This window comes from Nonomuraea deserti (assembly GCF_004348685.1).
Classification (GTDB): Bacteria; Actinomycetota; Actinomycetes; order Streptosporangiales; family Streptosporangiaceae; genus Nonomuraea; species Nonomuraea deserti.
The window spans coordinates 60593-74909 of record NZ_SMKO01000023.1 but is presented as its reverse complement, the minus strand read 5'-3'; the positions used below and the strand labels follow the sequence as shown (position 1 = coordinate 74909).

Sequence of the window (14317 nt, the reverse complement as noted above, 5' to 3'; positions counted from 1 at the left end):
GGCTGATCGACGACGACCTGGCCTACGTCAGCCCGTGGGGCTGCGACCCCGCCCAGGTGGCGGCGCCCGTCCTGATCGTGCATGGGGAGGCTGACAGGGTCGTGCCCGTTTCGCACGGCAGGTGGCTGGCCCGCCACTGCCCCACCGCCGAGCTCTGGTTGCTTCCCGGCGACGGCCACATCTCCGCTCTGCGCACCGGCGAGGCCGCCCTGGAGTGGCTGGCAGCGCACGCGGCGTAACCCCGGCCGTGGCGCCTCCGCGAGTCGGGCGGCGCGGAGACCGGAGACCCCGGCCGTGGCGCCTCCGCGAGTCGGGCGGCGCGGAGACCGGAGACCCCGGAGGGGACCGGATCTCGCGGATCTCTAACTTCACTGGCCGGGCTGTTGCGACGACCGCGAGAAAGGAGGGGTGGAGGGCGTCTGCGGTGGTGAGGCGGGTAGAGGCCGGGCATGGAGGTGCTGAGCAGCCGGATCCTGCTGCGGCCGAACGCTCTCGAGCGCAGCCGCCGTTTCTACGCCGAGACGCTCGGGCTGGCGGTCTACCGCGAGTTCGGCCCGCCCGACCATCCGGGTGTCGTGTTCTTCCTCGGCCAGGGATTCCTGGAGCTCTCCGGCAGCGGCGGCGATGGCGGCGACGGCGATGACGCGGGGGCGGGCGAGGGGGTGTCGCTCTGGCTGCAGGTGCGCGACGTGGCGGCCGAGGAGGAGCGGCTGCGGCGGGCCGGAGTGACCGTCCTGCGCGAGGCCCGTACCGAGCCGTGGGGGCTCATCGAGGCGTGGATCGCCGATCCTGACGGCCACCGCATCGTGCTGGTGCAGGTGCCGCCCGGCCATCCCCTGCGCCGTGACCCGCGCTGACCCGGCTCAGTCGCCGAACTCCAGGTGCAGGGCCTGGGAGAAGTCGGCCACCGCCTCCTCGTGGCGGTCGAGTTCCTGGAGGATCTCGCCCCGCACCCGGTACGCCCAGATGTAGCCGGCGTCCAGCTCGATCGCCCGGTTCAGGTCCTTCAGCGCCGCCTCGTCGTCGCCCATCTCGCTCAGCACCGCACCCCGGCTGCCGTAGGCGCGGTCGTTCTCCGGGTCGAGCTCCAGCGCGCGGTTCAGGTCGGCCAGCGCCTCGTCGTACTGGTCGGTCATGCGGTACGCCTCGCCCCTCCTGCTCAGCGCGCGCACGTACTCGGGGTCGGCCTCCAGCGCCTTCGTGTAGTCGTCGATGGCCTCGGTGTACAGGTTCATGCGCTGGTAGAGGTCGCCGCGGGCCACCCACGAGTACGCGAGGTCCTCGTCCAAGGAGATGATCTTCGCGTGCTCGGCCAGGGCCTCGTCGAGCCGGTCCAGGTCCACCAGGGCGTCCGCCTTCGCCTCCAGGATCCACAACGAGCCGGGGGAGAGGGTGAGCGCGTGCTCGAAGTCTGCCATGGCGTCGTCCAGGCGGCCGAGCGCGGCGTAGGTCTGGCCCCGGGAGCCGAGGGCGTACGCGCTGTCCGGCTCGAGTTTCAGCGCCTCGTCGAAGTCCTCCAGCGCGGCGTCGTACCGTTCGATGACGCGGTGGCTCTCGCCGCGCAGCCGCCAGGCGCGGGCGTTGTCCGGCGCCAGCGCGATCGACTCGGTCAGGTCCGCGATCGCGGCGTCGTGTCGCGACAAGGCGATGTACGACTCCGCGCGGCTGCGCAGCACCGACGCGCGCGACTGGGCGGCCGCCTCCGACAGCCCGGACTGTTCCTTGATCCCCTCGCTCATGGATGGTAAATCTATCCGACTAGATCTGGATAATGGCCGCCTTCTCGCGGGTGAACTCGAGCACCGAGTCGTGGCCGTACCCGCTGTCCTTCACGCCGCCGAAGGGCAGCCCCGGCGGCATCTGGCGGAAGGTGTTCACCCACACCGTGCCGCTGCGCAGATCGCGCACGAAGCGGTGCGCGCGGCCGAGGTCGCGCGTCCACACGCCGGCCGCCAGCCCGTACGGTGAGTCGTTCGCGATGGCCAGTGCCTCCTCGTCCGACCCGAACGGGATGGCCACCGCAACCGGCCCGAAGATCTCCTCCTGGCAGACGCGCAACGCGTTGTCCGTGGTCGTGTAGAGGGTGGGTTCGACCCAGTAGCCGCCGGGCAGGCCGGGCACCACGTCGGCGCCGGTCCGGCCGCCGAAGACGAGCTCGGCGCCCTCCTTCCCGGCGAGTTCGAGGTATGAGGTCACGCGCTCGTACTGGCCGGCGGAGACGATCGGCCCCATCGTGGTCCGCAGGTCGAGCGGGTCGTCCAGGACGAGACCCGCGCAGATGTGCTTGATGCGGCCGAGCATCTCGTCCCAGATCGAGTGGTGGACGAGGATGCGCGAGCCGGCCACGCACACCTGGCCGGCGTTGCCCGTGTACACGGAGTTCACGGTCACGCCCTGGGCGGCCGCGTCCAGGTCGGCGTCTGGGAAGACGATGTTGGGCGATTTGCCGCCCAGCTCGAACGTCATCGGCTTCAGCGCGTCGGCGGAGGCGCGCGTGATGGCCTGGCCGGTGGCGGTCGATCCGGTGAGGCTGATCTTGCCGACGCCGCGGTGGCGCACCAGGGCGTCCCCGACGTCCTCGCCCAGGCCGCTGACGATGTTGAGCACGCCGGGCGGGAACACGTCCGCCAGCAGCTCGCCGAGTCGCAGCACGGACGCGCTCGCCTGCTCTGCGGGTTTGACGATCACGGTGTTGCCGGCCGCCAGCGCGTAGGCGGCCTTGGCCGAGAAGGTCGAGATGGGGGAGTTCCAGGGGATGATGCAGACCACCACGCCGTACGGCTCGCGCCGGGTCAGCCCGAGCGCGTCGGGGCCGAGGAGGACGGTCTCGCCCTTGACCGCGTCGAGGCACTGCCCGGCGGCGAGCTGCCACAGATACGCCATGCCCGGCAGGTCCCGTTTGAGGGTGTCGCGCAGGATCCTGCCGTTGTCGCGGGTCTCCAGCCGGGCCAGTTCCTCGGCGTGGCGGCCGAACAGCCCGGAGACCTTGCGCAGGACGTGCGCCCTGGCCGCCGCGGGCAGGCTCGACCAGGCGGGGAACGCCTGCGTGGCCGCAGCCACGGCGGCCTGCGCCTCGGCGGCGCCGCCGGCCGGTACGCTGGCCCACACCTCGCCGGTGGCCGGGTTGACCGAGTCGATCGTCCGGGTGGCGGCCACCAGCTCGCCCCCGATGAGATTCCGATAGTCAGCCACGCGCCCAAGCATATGCTTGCTTGAATTCGGGCACCAGCGCGATGGCGGAAGGCACGTAGACCAAAGATCACGTAAAGCGCTCGAAACTGGACGCATTAGGTCGTCCCCGCCAGGGCAGAACGCCCGCAGGGTGGTGGAGATGACAAAAAGATTGCTAGGCCGGCTGATGTACGGCAAACGGTACAACCGCGTTCCCTGGGGCCAGCGGGTCTACGTCCGGCCCGGGGAGCGGCTGATCAGGGAGGTGCAGTGGAAGCGGCTGATCAGGAGCGCCCCGATCATGCCGCTCGCCGAATACGAGCGCATCAGGGAACTGGGCGAGATCGAGGAGTTCCTGAGCTGCATGATGTGCGGGGAGTCCCGCCAGCAGCCGCTCTTCGAGCCCACCGGAGGCAACGGCTGGCGCTACCACGTCGTCCGCTGCCCCTCCTGCGGCTTCCTCTACCGCAACCCGAACGTCCGCCCCGAACGCCTCGGCGATCTGTACGCCACCGGCTACAACTCGTTCCTGACCGGCAAGTACGCCGCCAACCGGCAGCGCCGTTACGACCTGACCATGAAGGCGTTCTCGCCGGTGTTCGACGAGGGCAAGGAGCGCCGGCTGCTCGACTTCGGCTCGGGGGTCGGCCTGTTCCTCGAACTGGCCGAGCAGCGCGGGTTCGAGGCCTTCGGAGTGGACCTGTCACCCGAGTCCGTCGCCCAGGCGAACGAGCGGCTGAGCAGGGCGAAAACCTTCCACGGCGCGCCCGAGGACGTGCCGGAGATCGCCGCGGGCGGGTTCGACGTGATCACCCTCTGGTCGGTGCTCGCGCACCTGCCCAGGCCGCTGGACGACTTCACGAAGTTCCGCAGCCTGCTCGCGCCCGGCGGGGTGCTGCTCATCCTGACCGTGAACGCCCGGTCGCTGCTGCTCAAGGCGTACGGGAACGCGTGGAGCGGCTTCACCAAGAACCACCTGATGTTCTACTCCTCCCAGACCGTGCCCACGCTGCTGCGCCGCACCGGCTTCGCGGGCGTCGCCTTCGCCCCGCACTACGGCGACACGATCGAGGCGGGCACCACCGCCCTGCCGCAGGACCTGCGCCGGCGGCTGCGCCGCAACGTGGAGCTCAGCGACGGCGGCAACATGATGCGCGTGCTGGCCTTCGCCGACGAGGAGGCGATCGGGCGCTGGGGCGGCGGCCCGCTCACGGTCCACCGGTTCGGCACCTGACCCGCCCGGCCTGGCCCCGGCCGCACAGCCACCGGGCTGAACCACGGCCCGGACGTGGCGGTCGGACCGGCGGCTGCACGCGTCCGCGAGGCGCAGGCCGGACCGGCGGCTGCACCTCCGGCCCGGACGTGCCGCTCGGGGGCCCGCTCAGATCACCGGCACGCCCAGGTCGGCCGCGGGCCCGCCGGCCGGCCGCTTCAGCTCGGGGTCGAGCTGCTCGATCAGCCGCTGCACCAGCGCCGCCCGGCGCACCCGCTCGCGGCCCAGCTCTTTCGGCACCACGCCGAGGTGCCCGCCCGACGGGTAGATGTTCGGTGCGTTCCGCAGCCCCATCTTGAGGTAGACCGGGGCCGCGGCGCGTACGATCTCGACCGCCTCGTAGAAGCGTACGAACCCGCCCTGGTCGTCGGGCACCTCCAGGTAGAGGTCGATCGGCAGCCGGGTGGCGGCTCTGATCTCGGCCAGGTGGGGCACGGTCAGGTCGGTGCCGACGTTGACCGTGGTCGCGCCCAGCCGCTCGTAGACCGCCGCGGTGGGCGCGTTCGTGAGCGGCATCAGCACGGACGTCTTCAGCACCAGGCCGGCCGGCAGCGTGCCGTCCTCCTTGAGCTCCCGCAGCACCTCGAGCACGCCCAGGTCGCCGACGAGCAGGCTGCGGATGCCCAGCGAGCAGGCCCGCAGGGCGTCGGCCACGCACGCCGCCACCATGGCGTTCCCGCGCGCCGCCGCGCCCACGGCCTGGGTCAGCTTGGCCTGCCCGCCCGTGTCCCAGGCGGCCCTCGGGCCGAGGAACAGGTTGACCTCCATGCCGCGCTCGGCGCCGATCCGCGCCATCCGCGTGATCTCGGCGTCGGTCAGCATCATCACGCCGCTGCCCTGCGAGGTCCTGGCGACCGGCACGCCGAGCCTGTCGGCCTCCGCGACGACCGCCTCCAGCACCTCTGGCCCCTCGACGCTGGGGATCTCGAACCGGTAGGGGGCGCCGTCCGCGAACCGGGACGCCGAGGGGACGGCGGCCTGCACCACCGGGTGCCCGAGCCGGGCCATCAGCGCGTGCAGGTCGGCAAGGCTGGTCATCGGGGTCTCCTCCCGCGTAGCTCCGCGTCGGCCGGTGCCGCCCTGGTCTGTCCGCGGGTCCGTGTGACCGGCCGCTCCATGGACGGGCGGCCATGCGGAGTGCCGGAAATCCCTGCCACCGTAGCTCACCTGCCGTCCGGCGGCCGCAGCGTCCCGCCGCCCGGCCCTGCCTCTGGGAAGTCATCCATCATGAAGTTGCCCCGTATCCCTTCGGTGATGGTCCTCGTCGTGGGTCGTGAGGAAGGGCGAGCAGCCGCCGTGACTCGTCAGGTGCCTCATCGCCGCCAGGGTCTGGTTGATGGTGGCCGGCAGGTCGGGGTCGCCGTGCTGGTCGAGCCAGCGGGCCACCGCTATCCGGAACGTGGTCACGGCGATCTCGGCGGCCAGCCGGGCGGTCAGGTCGTCGACGCCGCGGTCGCGGAAGCCCTGCTCCAGGGCCTCCGACATCAGCGAGAACTTGCGCAACTCGCGCTCACGCAGGGCGGGTTCGGCGTCGATCGCGGCCCGCCGGCGTAGCAGGTAGTCGAGGCTGCGGCCCTCGAAGATCTCGGCCGCGGCGGGGGCCAGGCCCTCGGCGATCAGTTCCATCGGGCCGAGCGACGGCGGGGCCTCGGCCATGAGGCGGGCCACCCGCTCGGGCACCGACTCCTCGCCGGCGAACAACACCTCACGCTTGTCGGCGAAGTGCCGGAAGAACGTACGGGTCGTGAGCCCGGCCCGCGCCGTGATCTGCGGCACGGTGGTCTCGGTGAAGCCCTGATCGAGGAAGAGATCGAGCGCGGCCTGCTCGAGCCGTTCCCGCGCACCCGGCTGCCATCGACCCATGCGGCACATTCTAGTGATGACACGTCGTGTCGTGCCATGCGATAGTGATGACATGAAGTGTCATGGCTCTGGAGGCGAACATGACGGGTGAGATCTGGGTGCTCGGCGCGACCGGACGGGTCGGCCGGGAGGCGGTGGAGCGCCTGCGGCGGTCGGGCGCCGAGGTGGTGGTGGCCGGCCGCAACCGGGAGCGGCTGACCGAGGTGAGCCCGGACGCCCGGGCGGTGACCGGCTCGCTCGACGAGGTCTGCGCGCGGCTGGCCACCGAGGCGCCGGCCGTCGTGATCAACACGGTGGGCCCGTTCGCGGTCACGGCGCCGCAGGTCGCACGGGCCTGCCCGCCAGGCACCCACTACGTCGACGTCTCCGACGAGCTGAGCGCGTTCGAGCTGCTCCACGGCATGGACAGGGAGGCGGCGGCGACCGGTCGCACGCTGGTCTGCGGGGCGGGCTTCGGCGTGCTCGCCACCGAGAGCATCCTGCTGCACCTGCTGGCAGTCGAGGAGATACCTTCGCGAGTACGCGTCGACGCCGTCGCGTCAGTCGCGATCGAACCCGGCGCCCTCGGCGAAGCCCTGGCCGCCACCATCGTGCACGCGTTGCTCGACGGCGGCCGCGAGGTGCGGCAGGGCCGGACGGTACGCGCCCGGGCCGGCGGTGCCGCCGAGCGACTGACCACCCCCGACGGCGACGTGGTCACCACCGCGTCCCTGGGCGGCGGCGAGCTCTTCGCGGCCTGGCGGGCCAGCGGCGCCCCGTCGGTGATCGGCGCCTCGGCTCTCGCCCCGGCCAACCCGGCCGTCCGAGCGGCTCTGCCGGCGATCGGTGGCGTGCTGCGTCTGCCCGGCCTGGCCGGCTTCGCCACTCGGCGGCTCGCCCGTGTCACGACGAGCACGGCCAAGGAACGCCCGCGCCGATCGTCCTGGGGCCGCGCCCGAGTCGAATGGCCGTCCGGTCGCGTGCGTGAGGGCTGGCTGCGCACCGGCGAGGGCATGACGTTCACGGTCGGCGCCGTCACCGAGGTGGCCCAGCGCCTGGCCAAGGGCGAGGGCCGCCCCGGCGCGTTCACCCCGGCCAGGCTCTTCGGCCCCGAGGTGGCACTGGCCGCCGGCGCCGAGTTCGTGGTCACGGACTGAGAACTCCCAACGCCTGACCCGCGGAAAGCGAGCCGATCCCCGACCAAGCCGTTCCAGCCCCTCACAGAGCAGGGGACAAGGTGGTCAAGTCGCCCCAGAAGTCATAAAGATCTCCGGAGCCACCTACAGAAAGCCGCATCACCTCCTCGTGCTCGAGCTCCGACCGCTTTCACCCGGCCAGAGCGCATATCCGATGCGCCGGCGCCGGGTCAGAGGCAGCGCTCGCGGTCCCGGGCTGGTACGGGGCGTTCCGCGATCGGCTCGGGCACGAAGTCCCGTGCATAGGCCTGCCTTTTGACATGCTTTCCTTCCGTTCCCCAGATCTCGGCCGCGCGGTAATCGGCCCACTTGATGGCCCCAGCCTTCAGGTTGACGACGTAGAACTCCTCCCAGTCGCACGGTCCAGGGGGGTAGCCGTGGTCGGGCCAGGTCCGGCTCCGCTCAGCGCGGAGCAGCACGCTGTCGCGCCCCAGAGGGCGGACGGCCTGAACGGTCTCCAGGTCGTACGGCAGAGCTAGATCGGCGAACGTGACCCTGGGGACGGAGCGCCGAAGATCCACCCTCTTCAGCCGGTAACGCAGCTTTCCCGCATCACCCAGCCGGACAACGCTCACTGCCTCGTCGCCCAGGACCACGGGCTTGGTGCCGTCCTCGGCATCACCTTCACGGTGGGCCACGGTGAAGGGAGACTTCCAGTTCTCGCGGACCCGTAGTTCCTCGCCCCAATCCGTCACCACGATGACACGACCGCCGTCGGCGCGCGCGTCCAGAAGATCGCTGGCGAATTGCGCGCTGACGCGGAGACGCCGCTTCGACGACAGGTCGATCAGCTCGCGCCCGCGATCCGCGTTCCACACGAACAGCAACTCGCCCTTCCCATGGAAGGCGAGCTCGACATCCCACGAGCTGTCACCGGGCCGGTACACGCTGGTGGGTACCGGCCCGGTGGCACCGCTGGCAAGGTCTCTGACCACCAGGGCATGGTCGGAACGCCTGACATAGGCCAGGTGCCGGCCGTCGTCGCTGATGGCGAGAGGCGAGACCGCCTGCTCGCCGTCCTTGGGCACGAAGCCGAGCGCGTCCTCGATCCGCCACTCCTTGCCGGAGCTGCTCCCCACCCGCCAGGGATGATGCGCGGCCGCGGGTTCCCGGATGGTTTTCGGGTCGTACAACACCGCGTAGTCGAGGCGCGGCGCCCTCTTGGCCGGCAACGCGGGCAGCCCCGCCGCCGGCCGTACCGTCGGCCGCGGATCCGGATCTTCCTCGGGCCCGATCCGTACGGCGAGCACGACGCAGAGGCCGCCGAGACAGATCACTGCCAGCCAGAGTGCGAGACGCCTCATGCCGACTCCTCGATGCGAAGCCGGGCGGCCACTTCTCGATCCATCATGTTCCGGCCTGCGACGGAATGTCGATGGCGGCTCGGGGTCGCCGGTCAGGCCGGCCGGGGCAGCGAGAGGGCATTTCGGGAAGCGGGCGCCATGGCGTCGGGTCCATGGTCAGACAGACGTGCGGTCCGGCCGTGTGGTTCCAACGATCTGGGCGCAGCGCTCGTGCCCGTTCGGAGCCCGCGGAAAACGTTCTCGACGGGTCTCGGGAAATCGTAGGTCGTGGGCCTGGTGTGAGGGCCGGTTCAGGGTGCTCTTCCCGGTGAAGGCCGGGGTTCGCGATCTCGCGACGGTGCCGCTTCATAGACCAGGCTCTAAGATCGAGGCATGCTGCTGGCCCTTGGAGTGCATGTCGCCGTCACCGATCGGCACGGAGGGGTCAGCGCCCCGCCCTACGGTTCGCGCAATCTCGGTGGCATGGTCGGCGACGATCCGGCGGCCGTGCGGGCCAACCGCGCGGCCCTGGCGGCCGAGTTGCAGGTGCGCGCCGTGGTCTACATGCGCCAGGTCCACAGCGCCGACGTGGCTTTCGTGAGCGAGCCGTTCGGCGACGAGCCGCCCGCGCTCGACGGCGTGTTCACCACCGAGCCGGGGCTGGCGCTGGCCTCGCTCGGGGCCGACTGCCCGGCGGTGCTGGTGGCCGATCCGGCGGCGCGGATGGTCGGCGCCGCGCATTCGGGACGCCCGGGCACCGAAGCGGGCATCGCGACCGCCCTGGTGGAGGCGATGGCGGGCAAGGGCGCCGACCCGGCGCGGATGGTCGCGCTGATCGGGCCAGGCGCCTGCGGCCGCTGCTATGAGGTGCCGGCCGAGTTGCGCGAGCGGGTGGCGGGGAAGGTGCCGCAGACCTGGTCGACGACGTCGTGGCAGACGCCCGCGCTCGACCTGCGCGCCGGGATCGAGGCTCAGCTGCGAGCGGCGGGGCTGGCGGACGTGCGCCATGACGCGCGCTGCACGATCGAGTCGGAGGAGCTCTATTCCCACCGCCGAGAGCAGCCCGGCGGCCGGTTCGCCGGGCTCATCTGGCTGGCCTAGCCCTTGCCCCGTGGGCCGTTGAAGATCCCGTTCACGATGACGATGCCGAGCCAGATCGGGATCAGATAGGACCCGCGGCCGTCGCCGGTCAGCACGATCGCGAGGGTGGCCAGCGTGCCCAGGCTGAGCGAGACGATCGCCAGGGCCAGCCGCTGCGCGTCGTTGGGGCCGGCAGCGCGGACGCCCTTCTTGCCCTGCGGCGACGTGGCCAGCCGCTCGTCCACCCGCCGGTCGATCTCCTGGCCCATCTTGTCGAGGAACGACTCCACGACGGCGTCCTCGAAGTCAGGCCCGAGATCGCGGCGGGCGGACACGGCTGCCTTCAGCTCATCGCCAGTAGTCATGTATCGAGATATAACGGGATATCTGGCTAGCGAGCAAGGATGTCATCGAGGTTGTAACTAACTGGACGCTCAAGCTGCTCGTACGTGCACGATTCGGGCGTGCGATCGGGCCGCCACCGCCGCCACTGCGCGGTGTGCCGGAACCGGTCGCCCTCCATCTGGTCGTAGGCCACCTCGATGACCAGCTCCGGCCGCAACGGGATGAAGGACAGATCCTTCTTGGCGTTCCACCGCGACACCGCGCCGGGCACCCGCTGCCCGCCCGTCGCGGGCCCGGCGGCCGGCTGGCCGGCGTTGGCCGCCGCCTGCTCGGCCCAGTGGCCCCACGGATGCTCGCTCAGGTCCGCGATGTAGGGCTTGAGCTCCTCGACCAGCTCGGCCCTGCGGGCCATGGGGAACGACGCCGCCACGCCCACGTGGTGCAGCCGGCCGTCGGCGGCGTAGAGGCCGAGCAGCAGCGACCCCAGGATCGGCCCCGACTTGTGCTCGCGGTAGCCGCAGATGACGACGTCGGCCGTGCGCTCGTGCTTGACCTTGAACATCGTGCGCTTGTCGGGGACGTAGGGCTGGTCGCCCGGCTTGACGATGATGCCGTCGAGACCCGCGCCCTCGAACGTCTCGAACCACTCGTGCGCCTGCTCCTCACGCGTCGTGACCGGGGTCAGCCGGATCGACCCGCCCTTCGCGGGGAACAGGCCCTCCAGCCGGGCGCGGCGCTCGGAGAACGGCGCCTCCATCAGCGACTCGTCACCCAGCGCCAGCAGATCGAACGCGACGAACTGGGCCGGCGTGCGCTCCGACAACATCGTCACCCGCGACTTGGCGGGATGGATGCGCTGCTGCAACGCGTCGAAGTCGAGCTGCGAGCCCATGGGCAGGACGATCTCGCCGTCGACCACGCACCGGTCGGGCAGCTCGGCCCTGGCCGCATCGACCAGCTCGGGGAAATAGCGGGTGAACGGCCGCTCCTTGCGGCTGCCCAGGTAGACCTCGTCGCCGTCGCGGAAGATGATGCAGCGGAAGCCGTCCCACTTCGGCTCGTAGAACAGCGTGCCGTCCTGCTTCGGCATGGCCTTGACCGGCTTGGCCAGCATCGGCGGCACCGGCGGGCGCACCGGCAGGTTGGGCACCGGCTCCGGCTCCTCGGCCGGGACGGCGCCGGCAGTCGGCTCAATGAGCTCGCTCATCAGTGCTCCCTCTCGTGTATGTGCAGAAGAGGACGCCCTCCTCCTCCAGCACCTGGCTGAGATCGAGTGAAACCTGGGCGGGCTCGCCGTTGAGTATGCGGGCCGCGCCGCCCCCGACCAGCATCGGGCTGATCGACAGGCACAGCTCGTCGATCAGCCGGCAGGCCGAGAGCTGGGCGTTGACGCGGGGCCCGCCCTCGCACAGGACCCTGGTCAGCCCGCGCTGGTGCAGCTCGGCCATGGCCAGCGGCAGGTCGACCTCGTCATCGCCGGCGACGATGACGTCGCAGTGCCGGGCCGCCGCCTTGCGCCGCTCGTGGGGCGCGGCCTCGCAGGTGATCACGATCGTCCGGCTCGGCGCGTCGGTGAACAGCTCGGCGTCGAGGTCGAAGCCGAGGCTGCGGGTGATGACGGCGATCGGCGGCACCTCGGGCCGGCCCTCGCGGAGCTCGGCCCACCAGTCGCGCGGCGGCACCGGGCCGTAGCCCTCGGTGCGGACGGTCGCGGCGCCCGCGACGATCACGTCGGCCAGCCCGCGCAGGGTCTGGAAGATCCGGCGGTCGCCCGTGCTCGACAGCCCCCGTGAGCGGCCCTTCAGCCAGGCCGCGCCGTCGGTGCTGGCGACCATGTTGACGCGCAGCCACGGCCGGTCACCGGGGTAGGCGTACGCCTGCGCGATGTCCGGGTTGTCCTGTATGTCGGGATAGATGCGCCGCACTCCTCTACCTTGGCACACCCCACCGACATCCGGCTCACGGAGGTTTCCGCCCTCGTCAGGCGTGCCGGCGCGGCTGGCGGAGCACCTGGAGCGAGCGTGCCGTGACCGCCACCAGGTCGCCGGGCCGCCACTCGTCGGCGAACGCGTCCTCCACCGTGTCGTGGTTGGTGTCGAGCACCGGCAGCCACCCGCCGCCGAAGTCCTCGCCGGGCAGCGTGAACGACATGTTCTCGTGGTGAGCGTTGATCAGCAGCAGGAACGAGTCGTCCACGATCCGCTCGCCGCGCGGCCCGGGCTCGGTGATCGCCTCGCCGTTGAGATAGACCATCAGCGACTTGGCGTAGCTGATGTGCCAGTCGCCCGCCGTCATCTCGCGGCCGCCGGGGGTCAGCCAGACCAGATCGCGCTTGCCGTTGTCGGGATGGCGGCCGTGGAAGAACCTGCGGCGCTGGAAGACCGGATGCTCGCGGCGCAGCTTGGACAGCGCCCTGACGAAGTCGAGCAGCTCGTGCTCGGTCTGCAACATCGACCAGTCGACCCAGGCCAGCTCGTTGTCCTGGCAGTAGGCGTTGTTGTTGCCGCGCTGGGTGCGGCCGATCTCGTCGCCGTGGGACAACATCGGCACACCCTGCGACAGGAACAGGGTGGCCAGGAAGTTGCGCCGCTGGCGGCGGCGGAGCGTGACGATCTTCGGATCCTCGACCGGGCCCTCCGCCCCGCAGTTCCACGAGCGGTTGTCGTTGGTGCCGTCGCGGTTGTCCTCGCCGTTGTCGGCGTTGTGCTTGTGGTCGTACGAGACCAGGTCGGCGAGGGTGAAGCCGTCGTGGCAGGTGACGAAGTTGATCGAGGCGACCGGGCGGCGGCCGGAGGACTCGTAGAGGTCGGCGGAGCCGGTCAGCCGGGAGGCGAACTCCGGCAGCGCGGAATGCGTGCCCCTCCAGAAATCCCGCACGATATCGCGGTATTTGCCGTTCCACTCCGTCCACAGCGGCGGGAAGTTCCCGACCTGGTAGCCCCCCGGCCCCACGTCCCACGGCTCGGCGATCAGCTTGACCTGCGAGATCACCGGATCCTGCTGGATCAGGTCGAAGAACGCGCTCAGCCGGTCGACGTCGTGCAGCTCCCTGGCCAGCGCGGAGGCCAGGTCGAAGCGGAAACCGTCGACGTGCATCTCCAGCACCCAGTAGCGCAGGGAGTCCATGATCAGCTGCAGGGCGTGCGGCGAGCGCACGTTCAGGGAGTTGCCGCAGCCGGTGTAGTCGAGGTAGTAGCGCCGGTCGCCGTCGTGCAGCCGGTAGTAGGCGGCGTTGTCGATGCCCCTGAACCCCAGGGTGGGGCCCATGTGGTCGCCCTCGGCGGTGTGGTTGTAGACCACGTCGAGAATGACCTCGATGCCCGCCTCGTGCAGCGCCCGCACCATCGCCTTGAACTCCAGCACCTGCTCCCCCCGCGTGCCGCCGCCGGAGTAGCGGCCGTGCGGCGCGAGGTAGGCCATGGTGTTGTAGCCCCAGTAGTTCGTCAGCCCGCGCGCCACCAGGAAGTGCTCGGGGATGTAGTGGTGCACGGGCATCAGCTCGACCGCCGTCACCCCGATCGACAGCAGGTGCTCGATGATCGCCGGATGCCCCACGGCCGCGTACGTGCCCCGCAGGTCGGGCGGCACGCCGGGGTGCCGCATGGTGAGCCCCCGCACGTGGGCTTCGTAGATCACGGTCTGGTGGTACGGCGTGCGCGGCGGCCGGTCGTTGCCCCACTCGAAGAACGGGTTGATCACGACGTTCTTCGGGAGGTAGGGGCCGCTGTCCTCGGTGTTGCGACGGGAGGGATCGGTGAAGTAGTAGGGGAACAGCGCCTGGTTCCACGTCAGCTCGCCGTCGATGGCCTTGGCGTAGGGGTCGAGCAGCAGCTTGGCGGGGTTGCACCGGTGGCCCTGCGACGGTTCGTACGGCCCGTGCACGCGGTAGCCGTAGCGCTGCCCCGGCTGGATGCCCGGCAGGTAGCCATGCCAGACGAACCCGTCGACCTCGGGCAGGTCGACCCGCTCCTCGGTGCCGTCGTCGTGAAAAAGGCATAGCTCGACCCGGTCGGCGACCTCTGAGAACACCGAAAAGCTGGTGCCAACGCCGTCCCAGGTGGCGCCGAGTGGATAGGGCTCGCCCGGCCAGACCTCGCGCATGTGAACTGATTGTCGCACGTTGAAGC

Annotated in this window: 14 protein-coding genes; 5 read left to right on the top strand and 9 right to left on the bottom strand. The window is 70.9% G+C overall.

What is annotated here, in order from left to right:
• A partial coding sequence (locus tag E1292_RS12565) for an alpha/beta fold hydrolase (RefSeq protein ID WP_181958218.1) occupies window positions 1-239 on the top strand: 239 nt, incomplete at its 5' end.
• A gap of 210 nt (window positions 240-449) precedes the next feature.
• A complete protein-coding gene (locus tag E1292_RS12560; protein WP_132595250.1) occupies window positions 450-857 on the top strand; it encodes a VOC family protein in 408 nt (135 codons plus the stop codon).
• 6 nt (window positions 858-863) lie between these two features.
• On the opposite strand, the gene E1292_RS12555 is transcribed toward E1292_RS12560, so the two are convergent.
• On the bottom strand, window positions 864-1739 hold the full coding sequence (locus E1292_RS12555) for a tetratricopeptide repeat protein (protein ID WP_132595248.1): 876 nt from the start codon (window positions 1737-1739) through the stop codon (window positions 864-866).
• A 19-nt stretch (window positions 1740-1758) separates the two neighbouring features.
• Window positions 1759-3192: an aldehyde dehydrogenase family protein gene (locus tag E1292_RS12550; protein WP_132595246.1), complete on the bottom strand. Its 1434-nt coding sequence runs from the start codon at window positions 3190-3192 to the stop codon at window positions 1759-1761.
• A 139-nt stretch (window positions 3193-3331) separates the two neighbouring features.
• Between E1292_RS12550 and E1292_RS12545 the strand changes: the two genes are divergently transcribed.
• Complete coding sequence (locus E1292_RS12545; protein ID WP_132595244.1) at window positions 3332-4405, top strand: class I SAM-dependent methyltransferase; 1074 nt, start codon at window positions 3332-3334, stop codon at window positions 4403-4405.
• Between the two features lie 147 nt (window positions 4406-4552).
• On the opposite strand, the gene E1292_RS12540 is transcribed toward E1292_RS12545, so the two are convergent.
• The gene (locus E1292_RS12540) at window positions 4553-5482 is read right to left on the bottom strand and encodes a U32 family peptidase (RefSeq protein WP_220446788.1); all 930 of its coding nucleotides are present in this window, start codon (window positions 5480-5482) and stop codon (window positions 4553-4555) included.
• Window positions 5483-5662: 180 nt separating this feature from the next.
• Window positions 5663-6307, bottom strand: a complete 645-nt coding sequence (locus E1292_RS12535; protein WP_132595242.1) for a TetR/AcrR family transcriptional regulator — start codon at window positions 6305-6307, stop codon at window positions 5663-5665.
• 80 nt (window positions 6308-6387) lie between these two features.
• Here E1292_RS12535 and E1292_RS12530 point away from each other — a divergent pair, with 80 nt between their 5' ends.
• A complete protein-coding gene (locus E1292_RS12530; RefSeq protein WP_132595240.1) occupies window positions 6388-7443 on the top strand; it encodes an NAD(P)H-binding protein in 1056 nt (351 codons plus the stop codon).
• A gap of 209 nt (window positions 7444-7652) precedes the next feature.
• Here E1292_RS12530 and E1292_RS12525 read toward each other — a convergent pair whose 3' ends face one another.
• Window positions 7653-8786 (bottom strand): WD40 repeat domain-containing protein, encoded by a 1134-nt coding sequence (locus E1292_RS12525; RefSeq protein WP_132595238.1) that lies wholly within the window; start codon window positions 8784-8786, stop codon window positions 7653-7655.
• 372 nt (window positions 8787-9158) lie between these two features.
• On the opposite strand from E1292_RS12525, the gene pgeF reads away from it, so the two are divergent.
• Window positions 9159-9866 carry a peptidoglycan editing factor PgeF gene (gene pgeF, locus E1292_RS12520; RefSeq protein WP_132595236.1) on the top strand — a complete coding sequence of 236 codons (708 nt, stop codon included), beginning with the start codon at window positions 9159-9161 and terminating at the stop codon, window positions 9864-9866.
• Here pgeF and E1292_RS12515 read toward each other — a convergent pair.
• Genes E1292_RS12515 through glgX form a run of 4 tightly spaced genes read right to left on the bottom strand, consistent with a single transcriptional unit; the run spans window position 9863 to window position 14291 of the window.
• Window positions 9863-10210, bottom strand: coding sequence for a hypothetical protein (locus E1292_RS12515; protein ID WP_132595234.1), 348 nt, complete (start codon window positions 10208-10210; stop codon window positions 9863-9865). The two genes, pgeF and E1292_RS12515, sit on opposite strands and share 4 nt — an antisense overlap.
• 26 nt (window positions 10211-10236) lie before the next feature.
• Entirely contained in the window at window positions 10237-11397 is a 1161-nt protein-coding gene (locus E1292_RS12510) for an ATP-dependent DNA ligase (RefSeq protein ID WP_132595232.1), read from the bottom strand.
• A complete protein-coding gene (locus E1292_RS12505) occupies window positions 11381-12115 on the bottom strand; it encodes a pyrimidine reductase family protein (RefSeq protein ID WP_132595230.1) in 735 nt (244 codons plus the stop codon). Before E1292_RS12505 ends, E1292_RS12510 begins: the two co-directional genes overlap by 17 nt.
• A gap of 55 nt (window positions 12116-12170) precedes the next feature.
• Window positions 12171-14291: a glycogen debranching protein GlgX gene (glgX, locus tag E1292_RS12500; protein WP_132595228.1), complete on the bottom strand. Its 2121-nt coding sequence runs from the start codon at window positions 14289-14291 to the stop codon at window positions 12171-12173.
• Window positions 14292-14317: the final 26 nt, after the last annotated feature.